Below are 15896 nucleotides of genomic sequence, written 5' to 3'. Positions count from 1 at the left end.
TGGCCTTGCTCTTCAAACGAGTATAACGTCGACGTCAGATAACTCTGAGTTATGCGAATGAAGCGCGGACGCCTCCCCCTGACGGCTCTTAGAAGCTTCGAAGCAGCCGGTCGTCACCTGAGCTTCAGCCGTGCGGCCGAGGAGCTTTATGTTTCGCAGGCGGCGATCAGCCGCCAGATCCGCGAGCTCGAAACATTCCTGCGCCAACCTTTGTTCTTCCGCCATCATCGCCGCGTCGAATTGACCGACACCGGCCGGCGGCTGCTCGACCAGTTGGTCAGAAGTTTCGGGGGCATCGACAGGCTGCTTTCGGAATTGACGGCGGCCCCGAAGCAGTCCGTGGTCCGTGTCAGCGTCGAGCCGTCGCTTGCATCCGTATGGCTGGTGCCGCGGCTCAACCGATTTCGCCAGTTGCGACCCGATATCGACGTTTCCCTTGAGGTCGACCCGAGGTTGATAGAGTTCCGCAGCGATCAGCCTGAACTTGCTCTACGCTTCAGTGCACACGCCACTTCATGGCCACGCAGCGAAGCCGAACAGCTTGCCTCGGTCGTCGATTCACCGGTTCTGTCGCCGGCGCTTCTTGCGTCCGGGCCAGCTCTGGAAAAACCGATCGACCTTGGTCGCTATACATTGCTGCACGAAGAAAACCGTCAGGCTTGGACGCGCTGGTTCGAAGCGGCCGGCGTGACCCCTGAAGCCGTGCCTGCGCGTGGACCGATGCTGGCGGATGCCTCGCTTTCGAAACAGGCAGCCTTGCTTGGACATGGTGTCGCACTGGGCGATCTTTTGCAGATCGGCGAAGAACTTGCGTCCGGCGCGCTGGTCAAGCCTTTCGACATCGACGTTGCGTCCGGCGCCTATTGGCTGGTGGCCAGAAGACTGAATGACCTTTCCGAGCCTGCCAGGGCTTTTGCCGACTGGGTCCGGGCGGAATTCGCCGAAAGCCGGCGTTTTCTTGCCGAGGTTTAGGCCGCCTGTTCCGCCCGCTTCTTCTCGATCTGGCCGATCGCATCGACCACCGCGTCGAAGGTCAGCATGGTCGAGGCGTGGCGCGCCTTGTAGTCGCGCACCGGTTCCAGGTATTTCAGGTCGGCGAAGCGGCCTTCGGGCGGCGGGCCATTTTCCTTCAGCATTTTTAGCATCGTCTCGCGCACGCTGCGCAGTTCTTCCGCGCTGGCGCCGACGACATGCTGCGCCATGATCGAAGACGACGCCTGGCCAAGCGCACAGGCCTTCACGTCATGCGCGAAATCGCTGACGACGCCGTCATCCATCTTCAGATCGACGGTCACTGTCGAGCCGCACAGCTTGGAATGTGCTCGTGCGGTTGCGTCGGGCCGGTCGAGCCGACCGATCCGTGCGATATTTCCGGCAAAACCCAGAATTTTCGCATTGTAGACATCGTCGATCATATTTTTCCAATCCGTCGCCGCCCAGCGAACAGCGATTGCCGCTCTGGCGTCTTCCTTTCGCTCGGCACGAACATATATAATGGTCGTAGTCGGGTATCGACAAGGCGACCGCAAGTCTCGTCCTGCCCAAATCTGTTCACGCCACTTACGGGCTGGAAACCGGGCGAGTTTCTAACACCCGAAAGGTCGTGGTCCGTTCAACTCGTTCCTCCTGAGAGAGGAACTACGGGAGACGCCTTTATGGACGCCGTTATCAAGAAACTCATGCCGCAGTCGGCCTATATGGAAAAGCCGGTCACCGACCGGCCGAGTGAGGCCGAAGTCGAAGCCGCGGTGCGCACCTTGTTGCGCTGGACCGGCGACAATCCTGAGCGCGAGGGCCTGATCGACACGCCGAAGCGCGTCACCAAGGCGTTCCGCGAAATGTTCAACGGCTACGATATGTGCCCGGCCGAGGAGCTTGGCCGCACCTTCGAGGAAGTCGCCGGCTATGACGACCTCGTCATAGTCAAGGACATCACGTTCCACTCGCATTGCGAGCATCACATGGTGCCGATCATCGGCAAGGCGCATGTCGGCTATCTGCCTGACGGCAAGGTTGTCGGCCTGTCCAAGATCGCGCGCGTCGTCGACATCTTTGCCCACCGCCTGCAGACCCAGGAAGCGATGACTGCGCAGATTGCCGGCGTCATCCAGGACGTGCTCAATCCGCGCGGCGTCGCCGTCATGCTCGAGGCCGAGCATATGTGCATGGCCATGCGCGGCATCCGCAAACAGGGCTCCACCACGCTGACCTCGACCTTCACCGGCGTCTTCAAGGATACACCTGAAGAGCAGGTCCGCTTCGTCACCATGGTGCGCGGCGGCGGAACTGATCAGACCCGCGCCGCCCTCGCTAAATAGGGACCGGCGAATGTCGGCATTGGAATTCCCGAAAGCTCCATCTGACAAGAAGGCACTCGAGGAAGGCACCGTCCTTTCACCGCGCTTCGATGCCGGCGGCCTCGTCACTGTCGTCGTCACCGATGCCGAAAACGGCATGCTGCTGATGGTCGCGCATATGAATGCCGAGGCGCTGGCGCTGACACTCGAGACCGGCATCGCGCACTACTGGTCGCGTTCGCGCAACGCGCTGTGGAAGAAGGGCGAAACCTCGGGCAATGTCCAGCAGGTCGTCGAGATGCTCACAGATTGTGACCAGGACGCGATATGGTTGCGCGTCAAAGTGCTGGGTCACGAAGCAACTTGTCACACCGGCCGACGTTCATGCTTTTATCGGACGGTGGGGCTGAGCGATGGCAAAGGGACGCTTGCCAACGACGGCAGCAAGCCGCTGTTCGATGCGGAAAAAACGTATCGAAAGCCCAAAACACCATCAGTATGAACCATTCGCAGCACTTCAGCCACGTATATTCATGATTTCGATACGGCCCGCCTGTAGGATGACCGTGGGACAAGGGAGATTGTGATGCTCGACTGGGCGTCATTGCGCAACAGACCTGACGTTCGGGAGGCCAATGGCCTCTCCTCGGCCGCAGGCGCATCCGAAACCAAATCTCCAGGTAAAACAGGGATCTCGCTGGCATTGGGCGGCGGCTGTGCGCGCGGCTGGGCGCATATCGGCGTGCTGCGGGCGCTTGACGAAGCCGGCATCGAAGTGTCGATGATCGCCGGCACCTCGATCGGCGCGCTGGTCGGCGGCTGCTATGTTGCCGGCAAACTTGACGAGCTGGAAGAATTCGCGCGCAGCCTGACCAGGCGGCGCATTTTTGGCCTTCTCGACCTCAATCTACGCGGCAGCGGCCTGTTCGGTGGCATGAAGCTCGATGCACGGCTGCGCGAGCACATAGCCGGCATCCGCTTCGAGGACCTGCCAAAACCGTTCGTCTGCGTCGCTGCCGAAATCCGCACCGGCCATGAAATCTGGCTGTCGAGCGGCTCGTTGAGTACCGCCATGCGCGCCTCCTACGCGCTGCCCGGCGTGTTCGAGCCGGTCGCCTGCAACGGGCGCGTGCTGGTCGACGGCGCACTGGTCAATCCGGTGCCGGTCTCGGTCTGCCGTGCCTACGAGCAGCCGCTCGTGGTTGCAGTGAACCTTCACTACGATCTGTTCGGCCGCGCCGCAGTGATCAAGCACAGCGCAGGCGAGCTGATCGTCGAGAGAGACGCGCCAAGGGGTGGCCACGCCGATCCCGAACGTCAGTCGCGCGAGACGCGGCTCGGCATCACCGGCGTCATGGTCGAAGCCTTCAACATCATCCAGGACCGCATTTCGCGCGCCAGGCTGGCCGGCGACCCGCCGGACATGTCGCTGCAGCCGAAGCTCAGCCATATCGGCCTGACCGAATTCCACCGCGCCGACGAAGCGATCCGTATCGGCTACCAGGCAACGATGGCGCAAATCGGCGAACTGACCCGGCTGCAGACCGTCCTCGCTTAGGCCGAGCGGTCAGCGAACTCTCAGGCAAGCGCCGCGTCGACGATACGAAACTGCACCGTGCGGTTGCCGTTCCAGTGATTGCCCGACAATGAGCCGGCGACGTGCACCGGTTTGCCCCTGTTCTTGAACAGGAATTCGCCAAGCGCAGTATCGACGGCGCGAAAGGCGATCGCCTGGATGCGGCCGCCGCTTTCCGACTGCAGGTCGGCGCGGATATGGTTGGTGCCGACCGCCCGCGCATCAACCAGCCGGTGACGCGGCAGCGCGAACACCGGCGCGACATGCCCGGCGCCGAACGGCCCTGCCCGCTCAAGCGCATCGAGCAGCGCAAGCGTCGCGCCCTCGGCGGCAAGCGCGCCGTCGATCGCCAGGCTCTCCTCGCCTTGCAGCCGGAACACATCCACCGCAGCGCGCTCTTCGAAAAAAGCCCGGAGCGCGCCGAGCTTCGCCCGCTCGACGGTGATGCCTGCCGCCATTCCGTGGCCGCCGCCCTTGACGATCAGCCCGGCATCGGCAGCCTCGCGCACCAGCCGGCCGAGGTCGAAGCCCGACACCGAACGGCCTGACCCCGTACCGACGCCATTGGCGTTGAAGGCGATGGCAAAAGCCGGCCGTCTTGCATGGTCCTTGAGCCGCGAGGCAAGCAGGCCGACAATGCCCGGATGCCAGTTGCTGCTGGCTGTGACCACGATGGCCGGACCATTGCCGCCGGCAAGCTCGGCGTCGGCCTCTGAGCGCGCCGCGGCCAGCATCTCCTGCTCCATCGACTGCCGCTCCTGGTTGAGCCGGTCGAGCGTCTCGGCGATGGTGCGGGCCTCGACCGGGTCGTCGGTTGCAAGCAGGCGGCTGCCAAGTGCTGCGTCGCCGATGCGCCCGCCGGCGTTGATGCGCGGACCGATCAGAAAGGCCAGATGGAAAGTGCTGATCGGCTCGCCGATACGCGAGACCCGCGCCAGTGCCGCCAGCCCTTCGTTCCTCTGCTGCCGCGCCACCTGTAGCCCCTTGACCACGAAGGCCCGGTTGATGCCGGTGAGCGGCACCACGTCGCAGACGGTGCCCAGCGCCACCAGGTCGAGCAGGCCAAGCAGGTCGGGCGCTGCGGCATCCGGCAGCCGGCTGCGCAGGATCTTCGCCGTCTGTACCAGGCATAGGAAGACGACGCCGGCGGCGCAAAGATGGCCTTGCCCGGAAAGATCGTCCTCGCGATTAGGATTGACGACCGCAGCCGCCGCCGGCAACGGCCCGCCGACCTGATGGTGATCGAGCACCACGACGTCGGCGCCGGCGGCCTTCGCCGCGTCGATGGAAGCAGCACTGTTGGTGCCGCAATCGACGGTGACGATCAGCGTCGCGCCGCGCGAGACGAGTTCGCGCATCGCTTCCGGATTGGGGCCGTAACCCTCGAAGATGCGGTCCGGTATGTAGATCTCCGACGGCACCGAGAAATGTGCGAAAAAGCGCTTGAGCAGCGCCGATGAGGCGGCGCCGTCGACATCGTAGTCGCCAAAGATCGCCACCTTTTCCCTTGCCGTCACCGCCTGGGCGATGCGAGAGGCCGCCTTGTCCATGTCGGTCAGCGATGCCGGGTCGGGCAGCAGGTTGCGGATGGTCGGATCCAGGAACCGCTCGGTCTGCTCGGCAGTGACGCCGCGCCCGGCCAGCACGCGTGCCACGATGTCGGGCACGCCATAACCTTGCGCGATGGCGAGCGCAGCCATGTCCTGACGCTCGGTCAGTCGGTGTTCCCAGGAAACGCCGGTGGCCGACTGCCTGACATCTAGGAAAAAGCGTCTTTCCCCCGTCACGTGACGCGCCGTCTGCAATTTGTCATTGCGCACAATATGCAACGGCTAACTGAGTCGAAATCAAAACTTTTCCAGATCCTGGTGCCTGGCCTTGATTTCGCGCACGGTTCGCGACGACGAGCGCAGCACGATCGTGTGCGTGGTGATGAAATTGCGGCCGAACTTGACGCCGGCCAGCATATTGCCGTCGGTGACGCCGGTCGCGGCAAACAGCACGTCGCCGCGTGCCATGTCTTGCGTGTGGTAGATCCGTTTCGGGTTGGAGATCCCCATCTTCGCCGCGCGCGCCAGCTTTTCCGGCGTGTCAAGGATCAGCCTGCCCTGCATCTGGCCGCCGGTGCAGCGCAAGGCCGCCGCCGCCAGCACGCCCTCCGGCGCACCGCCGGTGCCGAGATAGATGTCGATGCCGGTTTCGTCCGGGTCGGTGGTGTGGATGACGCCGGCGACATCACCGTCGCCGATCAGCCGGATCGCGGCGCCTGTCGCCCGCACGGCTTCGATCAAGGCGCCATGGCGCGGCCGGTCGAGGATACAGGCGGTGATCTCTGCCACCGGAACGCCCTTGGCCCTGGCCAGGCTGGCAATATTTTCGGCCGGCGAGGCATCGATGTCGATGATGCCATCGGCATAGCCCGGGCCGATGGCGATCTTGTCCATATAGACGTCCGGCGCGAACAGAAGGCTGCCTTTTTCGGCAATGGCGATGACGGCCAACGCATTGGGCAGGTTCTTGGCGCAGATCGTCGTGCCTTCGAGCGGATCGAGCGCGATGTCGACAGCCGGGCCTTTGCCTGTACCGACCTCCTCGCCGATATAGAGCATCGGCGCCTCGTCGCGCTCGCCCTCGCCGATCACCACCGTGCCGTTGATGGCGAGACGATTAAGCTCCTGGCGCATGGCGTCGACCGCGACCTGATCGGCGGCTTTCTCGTCGCCGCGTCCGCGCAATCTGGCGGCCGCGACCGCGGCGCGTTCGGTGACGCGCACCAATTCCATGGTCAGTATCCGGTCGAGGCCGGCGACAATGTTCTGGGCCACATTCATCGATGGATAATCCTCGTTGGCACTTTGTTTCTATGCATGTCGTTGTCCCAAAACCGCCGCACACTTTTGGGCGACATGCATTAGCCTCCCGCCAGAGACGCGCTTCTTGTGTCAAAGCCTCGTGACAACAGCAAGACCTGCGCTGGACCTTTTTGAAAGCGCAGCAATATCAATCGATTAAAGGCAAAACTTGAGACTGCTATCCGGCCCGCTCGATGCGGATGACTTGCGGCTTGTCGGTCAGAAGGCTGTCCCTGGTGATGCCGTCGACGGCCTTGCGCACCGCCGCCTCGGTCGTCTCGTGGGTGACCAGGATGACTGTCTTCTGTGCCTCGGTTTCCGGCCCTGCGGCATGTTGCACGATCGATTCCAGCGAAATGTCGTTGTCGGCCATGCGTTTGGCGATCGCGGCGAAAACGCCGAGGCGGTCGTGCACGGTCAGCCGGATGAAATAACCGCCGGCATGGCTGCGCATCTGCGCCTTTTTGTAGGGCTTCAATTCCTTCGCCGGCCGGCCGAAGACCGGGCCATGCTGGAAGCCAGGCCGGCTCTTGGCAATGTCGGCAATGTCGCCGATCACCGCCGAAGCGGTGGCGTTGCCGCCGGCACCGGGGCCGGAAAGCAGCAATTCGCCGAGGATGTCGGTTTCGATCGCGACCGCATTGGTGACACCGTGCACCTGCGCGATGACCGAGGCCGTCGGCACCATGGTCGGGTGAACGCGCTGCTCGATACCGCTTTCGGTGCGTTGGGCGACGCCAAGCAGCTTGATCCGGTAGCCGAGATCGCCGGCCGCGCGGATATCGGCCTGGCTGATGTTGGAGATGCCCTCCATGTAGATGTCATTGGCCGCAATCCTCGTGCCGAAGGCAAGGCTGGTCAGGATCGACAGCTTGTGCGCGGTGTCGTGGCCCTCGATGTCGAAGGTCGGGTCGGCTTCGGCATAGCCCAGCCGCTGGGCGTCCTTCAGGCAGGCATCAAAGGACAGGCCCTCGGCTTCCATGCGCGTCAAAATATAATTGCAGGTGCCGTTGAGGATGCCGAAGACGCGGGTCACCGAATTGCCGGCCATCGCCTCGCGCATCGTCTTGATGACCGGAATGCCGCCGGCCACCGCCGCTTCGTAGTTGAGCAGCACGCCCCTCTTTTCCGCGATCTCGGCCAGTGACACGCCGTGCTTGGCAAGCAGTGCCTTGTTGGCGGTGACGACATGGCGGCCGGCCTCGAGCGCCGCCTTCACCGAGGATCGTGCCGCGCCCTCGTCGCCGCCGATCAGTTCGACGAATACATCGATCTCGGCGGTCTGGGCCATCTTGACGGCGTCGTCGAACCACAGTGCTGTGCCAAAATCAACGCCGCGGTCGCGTTTGGGATCGCGGGCCGAGACCGCTGACACGACGATCTCGCGGCCGCACTGCCGCGTCAGTTCCGCCGCCTTGTCGCGCAGCACGCGAGCCACCGACGCACCGACGGTGCCGAGGCCGGCAATTCCAACACGCAACGCTTCAGCCATGTCCGGCGACGCCCCATTCGGTCGATTGATGTGTAGAAAACTCAGCGATGCGCGGCGAGCGGTACGACGTTATTCGGCTGCTTGGCGCTGGATGCGAGGAAGCGCTTGATGTTGCGCGCTGCCTGACGGATCCGGTGCTCGTTTTCGACCAGCGCGATGCGCACGTGATCGTCGCCATGCTCGCCGAAGCCGACGCCCGGCGCCACCGCGACGTCGGCGTGCTCGATCAGGAGCTTGGAGAATTCGAGCGAGCCGAGGTGCTTGAACGGCTCCGGGATCGGCGCCCAGGCGAACATCGACGCCGCCGGTGCGGGAATGGTCCAGCCGGCACGGCTGAAGGCGTCGACCATGACATCGCGGCGTTTGCGGTAGACGTCGCGCACTTCGGCGATATCGGCTCCGTCGCCGTTGAGTGCATGCGCGGCCGCCACCTGGATCGGCGTGAAGGCGCCGTAGTCGAGATAGGATTTCACCCGCGTCAGCGCCGAGATCAGCCTTTCATTGCCGACGGCAAAACCCATGCGCCAGCCCGGCATCGAAAAGGTCTTCGACATCGAGGTGAACTCGACTGCGACGTCGATGGCGCCCGGCACCTGCAGCACCGAAGGCGGCGGATTGCCGTCGAAATAGATCTCGGAATAGGCAAGGTCCGACAGGATGATGATGTCGTTCTTCCGGGCGAAAGCCACCACCTCCTTGTAGAAATCGAGCGAGGCGACCAGTGCCGTCGGGTTGGACGGATAATTGAGAATCAGCGCCAGCGGCTTCGGGATCGAATGGCGGATGCCGCGCTCCAGTGCCGGGATGAAACCGTCGTCCGGTTCGGCCTGCAGCGAGCGGATGACGCCGCCCGACATGATGAAGCCGAAGGCGTGGATCGGATAGGTCGGATTGGGGCACAGGATCACATCGCCGGGGGCGGTGATCGCCTGCGCCATATTGGCAAAACCCTCCTTCGAGCCGAGCGTCGCCACCACCTGGCTGTCCGGGTCGAGCTTCACGCCGAAACGGCGGGCATAATAATTGGCTTGGGCACGGCGCAGGCCCGGAATGCCGCGCGACGACGAATAGCGGTGCGTGCGCGGATCACGCACTACCTCGCAGAGTTTGTCGACGATGGCCTTGGGCGTCGGCAGGTCCGGATTGCCCATGCCAAGGTCGATGATGTCGGCGCCACGCGAGCGGGCACTGGCCTTCAGCCGGTTGACCTGTTCGAAGACATAGGGCGGAAGCCGGCGGACCTTGTGAAATTCTTCCATGGCAGTTCCAGACAGTGAGGTTGCGGTCGCGCGTATAAGCTTATTTGCAATTAGGGTCGAGAGCGGGGTCGCATTTGCCTTCGATCTGCTTCAGCGCCTCGGCGCCGTGTTTTTTTGCCAGCTGGTCCAGCGCAGCCTGGTCCGCGACCTTGACGCCGCCGCCCTTCGCGGCCTGGCCCTGCTCCTCGGCCTTCAGCTGGGCGAGCTTGGCGTTCTTTTCCTCGTCGGTGAATTGCTCGGCCGCCACCTGCGGCGGGATGTTCAGGTTCGGGTAGGAACCGGTGTCCTTCGCCCCGACAAGGCCGGTGGCGGGCGCTGCACCTTCTATGTTGCTGCTCGTGCAACCGGCCATCGCCAGCAGGACGAGCGCCATGCGGCAAAAACGACCAGTGCCGGAAAAAACGTTCGTGCCAATATTAATCGTCATATTGTTTTCCTGGCGGCCGGGTTAGAGCACGTTGGACCCTGTCCGATATCCCATGGTAATATGTCAACAAAACGCTTCGGGAGGAACCCCGCGAACCATGTCCAAAACACCCGATTCGGGCAAAGCGGAAGATGACCAACCTTCGACCGTCGAGCAATATCTGGTTAAGGACCCGGAAGGCTTCGCTCTGAACATGGCCCGCATGATCGAGCAGGCCGGCAAGGCCGCCTCGGCATGGGCCGAGCCGCGGGAAAAGGGCGAGGTGCGCGATCATGTCGCCGAGCCGGTCGTCGACATGGTGAAGACGTTCTCCAAACTCACCGAATACTGGCTCTCCGACCCGCAGCGCGCGCTGGAGGCACAGACACGATTGTTTTCCGGCTATATGGCCGTCTGGGCCAATGCCGTTCAGCGCATCGGCGCCGGTGCCGAGGAGACCGAGGATGCGGTCAAGCCCGAGCGCGGCGACAAGCGTTTCCAGGACCCGGAATGGGGCCGCAACGCCTTTTTCGATTTCCTCAAACAAGCCTATCTCGTCACCTCGCGCTGGGCGGCCGAACTGGTCGAGCACGCCGACGGTCTGGACGAGCACACCCGCCACAAGGCCAGCTTTTATGTCAGGCAGGTGTCCAACGCCATCTCGCCGTCGAATTTCATCCTGACCAATCCGGAATTGTTTCGCGAGACCGTCGCCTCGAACGGCGAAAATCTGGTGCGCGGCATGAAGATGCTGGCCGAGGACATTGCCGCAGGCAAGGGCGACCTGAAGCTGCGGCAGGCCGATTACTCACCCTTCGAGATCGGCAAGAATCTCGCCACCACCCCCGGCAAGGTGGTCGGCCGCAGCGACGTCGCTGAAATCCTGCAATACGAGCCGGCGACCGACACCGTGCTCAAGCGGCCGCTGCTGATCTGCCCGCCATGGATCAACAAATACTACATCCTCGACCTCAACCCGCAAAAATCCTTCATCCGCTGGGCGGTCGAGCAAGGCCACACGGTCTTCGTCATCTCCTGGATCAATCCGGACGAGCGGCACGGCACCAAGAGCTGGGAGGCCTATATCAGGGAGGGCCTGCAATACGGCCTCGACACGATTGAAAAGGCCACCGGCGAAAAGGACGTCAATGCCATCGGCTATTGCGTCGGCGGCACGCTGTTGGCGGCAGCGCTGGCCTTGATGGCGCAGGAAGGCGACCACCGCATCAAATCGGCGACCTTCTTCACCACGCAGGTCGATTTCACCTATGCCGGCGACTTGAAAGTGTTCGTCGATGAGGAGCAAGTCGCGGCCGTTGAAAAGGCAATGAGCGAAAAAGGCTATCTCGACGGCACGAGGATGGCGACCGCCTTCAACATGCTGCGCTCGGGCGACCTGATCTGGCCCTATGTCGTCAACAATTACATGCGCGGCAAGGATCCCCTGCCCTTCGACCTGCTCTACTGGAACGCCGATTCGACCCGCATGGGCGCTGCCAACCATTCCTTCTATTTGCGCAATTGCTATCTTGAGAACAGGCTTTCGCAAGGCATGATGGAGTTGGCGGGCCGCACGGTTTCGCTGAAGGACGTCACCATCCCGGTCTACAACCTCGCCTCGAAGGAGGATCACATCGCGCCGGCGCTGTCGGTGTTCCTCGGCTCGAAATATTTCGGCGGCAAGGTCGACTACGTCGTGGCCGGCTCCGGCCACATCGCCGGCGTCGTCAATCCGCCGGCGGCGCAGAAATACCACTACTGGACCGGCGGCAAGCCGGCTGGCGACTTCGACCAGTGGTTCGCCGGGGCCACTGACCATCCCGGCTCCTGGTGGCCGCACTGGCAGCGCTGGATCGAAGCCAGGGACAATACCCGCGTACTGGCCCGCAAACCGGGCGAGCATATGCAAGTTCTAGGCGAAGCCCCCGGCACCTATGTCAAGGTGCGTGTGTAACCATCTGTAATGTGTGGTGAGTTGACGCGCCGCCAAAAGCGGGCGAAATGGTGTCGTCAACCCTGAGCAGCCTTGATTCATCCTCTAGCCGCCAAATTACTTTGAGGCTTGCAGATTTGACACAGGTCTCGTTTCCGGTTCGGGGAACAAGGGTCATTCGACGAGACGTTTCGACGCCGCGCCAATGACGAACCGGTCGGATATCGAGGGGGAATTTTGTTTTGAGATCAGCAGGATCGCGCCTCGCGAAGGGAGAAAGCCGCGCCATTGTGGGGGCGCTTTTCTCGGTGCTTCTGGCGTCCTGCACCTCTGCCGGCGACCCGACCATGTCGGTCGGCATGCCAGGCTATAATGCCTCGGCCACCGAAATCAGCACGGCCGCCGGTGCGCCCCAGGCCAGCACGGCCGCCTCATCGTCGCAGATGACAACCGCACAAATGACGATGAATGCAGAGGGCGACGCCAACCTTCCCGAGCAGGTCGCCTATGTGCCAATGGCTAAGCCAGGGGCCAAGTCCGATGCCGGCTTCCCGATCGCCGTTCCCACGTCGGCCGAGACGATCGCGGGACATTCGCCGCAAGCGCTGCAACCAAACGCCGAGGCGGCTGAACAGGCCAACGCTGTTGCGCAGAACAGTGCCGCCGCCGATGCCGGCGCATCGAAGCCCGATGCCAAGGCCGCCGCGCCGGCGATGAACAACCCGGTCTATGTGACCGCCGGCGAGATGCCGCAGCCACAGGCCTATGCACCGAAGAAAAACTTCCTGGCCTCGCTGTTCAGCGCTACGCCTGCTTCGGCGGCATCGCCGGCCAACAGCAGATCGGGCGGGCAGCCAGCGGTCTTGCAGGCCAAGGCGACGCCCGCGGCAAAGCCCACCGTCACCCTGGCCTCGGCCAACCCGGCTGAAAAGCCGGTGCAGTTGGCATCGGCCGGCGATACTAGCCACTTCACGGCCGATGCGCTGCCCGGCGTGCGCCAGACGGCACTGTTCGAGATCAAGCGCAAATCCGGCCTCGACGATGAGAGCGACGTCGACCTCAACGAGGACGAAGGTTCGGGTGGCGCCTACCAGGTCGCCTCCGCCGCCGGCCTCGCCCGGCTGGCACCCAACGGTCTCCTGAAACAGAACGAAAGCGTCGATGTCGCCTGCTTGAAGCCGTCGCTGGTTCGCGTGCTGAAGACGATCGAAGGCCACTACGGCCGCAAGATGACGGTTACCTCCGGCTATCGCGATCCGGCCCGCAATCGTCGCGCCAACGGTGCCAAGAACTCGCTGCACATGTACTGCGCCGCCGCCGACATCCAGGTTCCCGGCGTCTCAAAATGGGAACTGGCGAGCTATATCCGCACCATGCCGGGCCGCGGCGGCGTCGGCACCTACTGCCACACCGAATCCGTCCACGTCGATGTCGGACCGGAGCGCGACTGGAACTGGCGCTGCCGCAGGCGCGGCTAGGGCGAGGTTCTTCCGCCACTGAAGGCCCTTCGGCGGCGTTGCATCATGCCGCAAAAACCAGCTTGGCTGTCGGAAAGACGCGGTTTGGAGCCAAAGGAAAAAAGTTGTCGCAGCCGGCAGCAGACGGGTTGCCGGTTTGTCGCGACGCAACTATAAGCGCTCACATCTGAGCGCGCCCATCGTCTAGCGGTCAGGACACCGCCCTTTCACGGCGGTAACAGGGGTTCGATTCCCCTTGGGCGTACCAGAGACCTCAAGTACTTAGCACATGCCATCGCTAACGCGCTGCGTAACCTTGCCGGACCACCACTCTGATGAGGATGTCGGCAAAGGCTGCCAGACAAATTGAAGATTATGTCGACGGCTCCCTACGCCCGCAGTCCCCTCGCCTCGCCGCCGCGCTTGCGCGGAACCATCATGTCCCTGGCCAGCAGGCCGCTCACCCGGCAAAAGGCCATGAAGGCCCGCCATGCGTCTTCGGTCTCGACGATGTCCACCGTGGCGCCGAAACAGGCGTTGAACGCGGCCTGGTAGGTTGGCCCCTTCCGGCGGACCGGCCACGTTTGCAGGAAATCGAGCGCCTGCTCGACACTGTAGATTTCCTCGACCGGCTGGCCGGGCACAGGCGCGATCCGCACCGGCACCTCGAATTGCAGTCTGTCCATTCGATCTCTCCCGAACCGACGCCCCCGCCGCAACGCCGTTCGTCGCAAAAAGTTGCCGTGACGGCTAATGCTTGGGCCGACTTCTCGCCTGGAAATGTGTCGTCACTGCGGTAGCCAAATGAACCCGGCGGAAGCACGGGCCGCTGCAGGCAAGGAGAATGCCCCTGGGCGTGAATATCGCCGGTCTTCGGCCTCCGTAGGCAGTTCGTCCTTGAACCTTGCGCTTTCCAGTGCCAAATCTGGGGGAATTTCTCTCGCGGGGCTCAGCCAGGCCTCGCATCCCTGCAAGACGGATAAAAATGGTCACCTATCTCGACGCCGCCACGGCACCGCTCAGAAACACCGGCCAGATCCGTCTTTACGACGAGGAAGGCTTTATCGGCATGCGCAAGGCTTGCGATCTCACCGCGCGTTGCCTCGACGAACTGGTGCCGATGGTGGCGCCCGGCGTCACCACTGAGGCGATCGATCGTTTCGTTTTCGAATTTGGCATGGACCATGGCGCGCTTCCGGCGACGCTCAACTACCGCGGCTACACGAAATCATCCTGCACCTCGATCAACCACGTCGTCTGTCACGGCATACCCGATAACAAGCCGTTGAAGGACGGCGACATCGTCAACATCGACGTCACCTATATCCTCGACGGCTGGCATGGCGACTCCTCGCGCATGTATCCAGTGGGCACGATCAAGCGTGCCGCGGAGCGGCTGCTCGAAGTCACGTATGAGTGCCTGATGCGCGGCATCGCGGCAATCAAGCCGGGCGCCCGCACCGGCGCCATCGGCGCCGCCATCCAGACCTACGCCGAAGCCGAGCGTTGCTCGGTGGTGCGCGATTTCTGCGGCCATGGGGTCGGCCGGCTGTTTCACGACGCGCCGAATATCCTGCATTACGGCAGCGCCAGCGAAGGCGTCGAGATGCGGCCGGGCATGATCTTCACCGTCGAGCCGATGATCAATCTCGGCCGGCCGCATGTGAAAGTGCTGTCGGACGGCTGGACCGCGGTGACGCGCGATCGTTCGCTGTCGGCGCAGTACGAGCACACGATCGGCGTCACCGAAACCGGCTGCGAGATCTTCACGCTATCGCCAAAAAACCTCGACCGCCCCGGCCTGCGGGCCTAGTGTCTGGCAGATCGGGCGTTACCTTGCCCGGCAAATGCTGGGTGGGGCAGCCATGAACGGTGACGACGACGAGCGGGCCTTCTTTCCCGAAAGGCCGGTGCGATCGCCCGCGAAGGCGGTGGCCGCCGACAAGCCGCATTATCTCGGCCATCGCGACCGCCTGCGCGAACGCTTTGCTGCCGGCCCCAACACCCTCCCCGACTACGAACTGCTCGAGCTTCTATTGTTTCGGCTGATCCCGCGCGCCGACACCAAGCCGGTCGCCAAGGCATTGCTGGCACGCTTCGGTACATTGGCCGAGGTCCTCGGCGCGCCCGTCGAGCGCCTGCAGGAGGTGAAGGGCATCGGCCCGGCGGTGGCGCTCGACCTGAAGGTGGTTGCTGCAACGGCGCAGCGCATGGCGCGCGGCGAGATCGCCGGCCGCGAGCTTTTGTCAACCTGGACGCAGGTTCTCGAATACTGCCGGTCGGTCATGGCCTTCGAGGAGCGGGAGCAGTTCCGCATCCTGTTCCTCGACAAGAAGAACGCACTGATCGCCGACGAGGTGCAGCAGGTCGGCACCGTTGACCACACGCCGGTCTATCCGCGCGAGGTGGTCAGGCGCGCCTTGGAGCTCTCGGCGACGGCGATTATTCTGGCTCACAATCATCCATCGGGCGATCCGACGCCGTCGCGCGCCGACATCGAGATGACCAAGCTGATCATCGAGACGGCCAAACCGCTTGGCATTGCCGTTCACGATCACATCATCATCGGCAGGAAAGGCCACTCCAGCATGAAGGGCCTGCTGCTTATTTGAGGCTTATTGTTA

Annotated in this window: 15 protein-coding genes and 1 tRNA gene; 9 read left to right on the top strand and 7 right to left on the bottom strand. The window is 63.2% G+C overall.

Annotated elements, in window-relative coordinates; all coding sequences use genetic code 11:
* The first annotated feature begins 57 nt into the window (after positions 1 to 57).
* Positions 58 to 972: a LysR substrate-binding domain-containing protein gene (locus NKH05_RS05225; RefSeq protein WP_352855411.1), complete on the top strand. Its 915-nt coding sequence runs from the start codon at positions 58 to 60 to the stop codon at positions 970 to 972.
* Here NKH05_RS05225 and NKH05_RS05220 read toward each other — a convergent pair.
* Positions 969 to 1415, bottom strand: a complete 447-nt coding sequence (locus NKH05_RS05220; RefSeq protein WP_023720146.1) for an iron-sulfur cluster assembly scaffold protein — start codon at positions 1413 to 1415, stop codon at positions 969 to 971. The two genes, NKH05_RS05225 and NKH05_RS05220, sit on opposite strands and share 4 nt — an antisense overlap.
* Before the next feature lie 240 nt (positions 1416 to 1655).
* On the opposite strand from NKH05_RS05220, the gene folE reads away from it, so the two are divergent.
* The 3 genes from folE to NKH05_RS05205 all read left to right on the top strand — a co-directional run bounded on the left by folE (position 1656) and on the right by NKH05_RS05205 (position 3855).
* A complete protein-coding gene (folE, locus tag NKH05_RS05215; RefSeq protein WP_352482163.1) occupies positions 1656 to 2318 on the top strand; it encodes a GTP cyclohydrolase I FolE in 663 nt (220 codons plus the stop codon).
* A 10-nt stretch (positions 2319 to 2328) separates the two neighbouring features.
* Positions 2329 to 2799, top strand: a complete 471-nt coding sequence (gene hisI, locus NKH05_RS05210) for a phosphoribosyl-AMP cyclohydrolase (protein WP_352482161.1) — start codon at positions 2329 to 2331, stop codon at positions 2797 to 2799.
* Positions 2800 to 2883: 84 nt separating this feature from the next.
* A complete protein-coding gene (locus NKH05_RS05205; RefSeq protein WP_352482159.1) occupies positions 2884 to 3855 on the top strand; it encodes a patatin family protein in 972 nt (323 codons plus the stop codon).
* A gap of 20 nt (positions 3856 to 3875) precedes the next feature.
* Here the strand turns inward: NKH05_RS05205 and recJ are convergent, their stop codons facing one another.
* From recJ to NKH05_RS05180, 5 genes are all read right to left on the bottom strand, one after another.
* Complete coding sequence (recJ, locus tag NKH05_RS05200; RefSeq protein ID WP_352482157.1) at positions 3876 to 5660, bottom strand: single-stranded-DNA-specific exonuclease RecJ; 1785 nt, start codon at positions 5658 to 5660, stop codon at positions 3876 to 3878.
* 60 nt (positions 5661 to 5720) lie between these two features.
* The gene (glpX, locus tag NKH05_RS05195; protein WP_023720150.1) at positions 5721 to 6704 is read right to left on the bottom strand and encodes a class II fructose-bisphosphatase; all 984 of its coding nucleotides are present in this window, start codon (positions 6702 to 6704) and stop codon (positions 5721 to 5723) included.
* Positions 6705 to 6903: 199 nt separating this feature from the next.
* Complete coding sequence (locus tag NKH05_RS05190; RefSeq protein WP_352482155.1) at positions 6904 to 8217, bottom strand: homoserine dehydrogenase; 1314 nt, start codon at positions 8215 to 8217, stop codon at positions 6904 to 6906.
* Positions 8218 to 8258: 41 nt separating this feature from the next.
* Positions 8259 to 9476 carry an LL-diaminopimelate aminotransferase gene (locus tag NKH05_RS05185; RefSeq protein WP_352466981.1) on the bottom strand — a complete coding sequence of 406 codons (1218 nt, stop codon included), beginning with the start codon at positions 9474 to 9476 and terminating at the stop codon, positions 8259 to 8261.
* A 40-nt stretch (positions 9477 to 9516) separates the two neighbouring features.
* Positions 9517 to 9849 (bottom strand): hypothetical protein, encoded by a 333-nt coding sequence (locus tag NKH05_RS05180; protein ID WP_352482154.1) that lies wholly within the window; start codon positions 9847 to 9849, stop codon positions 9517 to 9519.
* A gap of 151 nt (positions 9850 to 10000) precedes the next feature.
* Between NKH05_RS05180 and NKH05_RS05175 the strand changes: the two genes are divergently transcribed.
* The 3 genes from NKH05_RS05175 (at position 10001) to NKH05_RS05165 (ending at position 13540) form a co-directional block, all read left to right on the top strand.
* Entirely contained in the window at positions 10001 to 11836 is a 1836-nt protein-coding gene (locus NKH05_RS05175; protein WP_353025095.1) for a PHA/PHB synthase family protein, read from the top strand.
* Positions 11837 to 12162: 326 nt separating this feature from the next.
* Positions 12163 to 13293: a YcbK family protein gene (locus tag NKH05_RS05170; RefSeq protein WP_352495410.1), complete on the top strand. Its 1131-nt coding sequence runs from the start codon at positions 12163 to 12165 to the stop codon at positions 13291 to 13293.
* A 172-nt stretch (positions 13294 to 13465) separates the two neighbouring features.
* Positions 13466 to 13540, top strand: a tRNA-Glu gene (locus tag NKH05_RS05165).
* Positions 13541 to 13661: 121 nt separating this feature from the next.
* Here the strand turns inward: NKH05_RS05165 and NKH05_RS05160 are convergent.
* Positions 13662 to 13958, bottom strand: a complete 297-nt coding sequence (locus NKH05_RS05160) for a DUF982 domain-containing protein (protein ID WP_023678889.1) — start codon at positions 13956 to 13958, stop codon at positions 13662 to 13664.
* A 299-nt stretch (positions 13959 to 14257) separates the two neighbouring features.
* Here NKH05_RS05160 and map point away from each other — a divergent pair, with 299 nt between their 5' ends.
* Positions 14258 to 15085 carry a type I methionyl aminopeptidase gene (map, locus tag NKH05_RS05155; protein ID WP_352495376.1) on the top strand — a complete coding sequence of 276 codons (828 nt, stop codon included), beginning with the start codon at positions 14258 to 14260 and terminating at the stop codon, positions 15083 to 15085.
* A gap of 52 nt (positions 15086 to 15137) precedes the next feature.
* Positions 15138 to 15884 carry a RadC family protein gene (radC, locus tag NKH05_RS05150; RefSeq protein ID WP_023720155.1) on the top strand — a complete coding sequence of 249 codons (747 nt, stop codon included), beginning with the start codon at positions 15138 to 15140 and terminating at the stop codon, positions 15882 to 15884.
* Positions 15885 to 15896 lie beyond the last annotated feature (12 nt).

Source organism: Mesorhizobium sp. M1399, from assembly GCF_040317735.1.
In the GTDB taxonomy this organism is placed as follows: Bacteria; Pseudomonadota; Alphaproteobacteria; order Rhizobiales; family Rhizobiaceae; genus Mesorhizobium.
The sequence above is the reverse complement of the archived record's forward strand: the minus strand, read 5'-3'. Positions and strand labels throughout refer to the sequence as shown.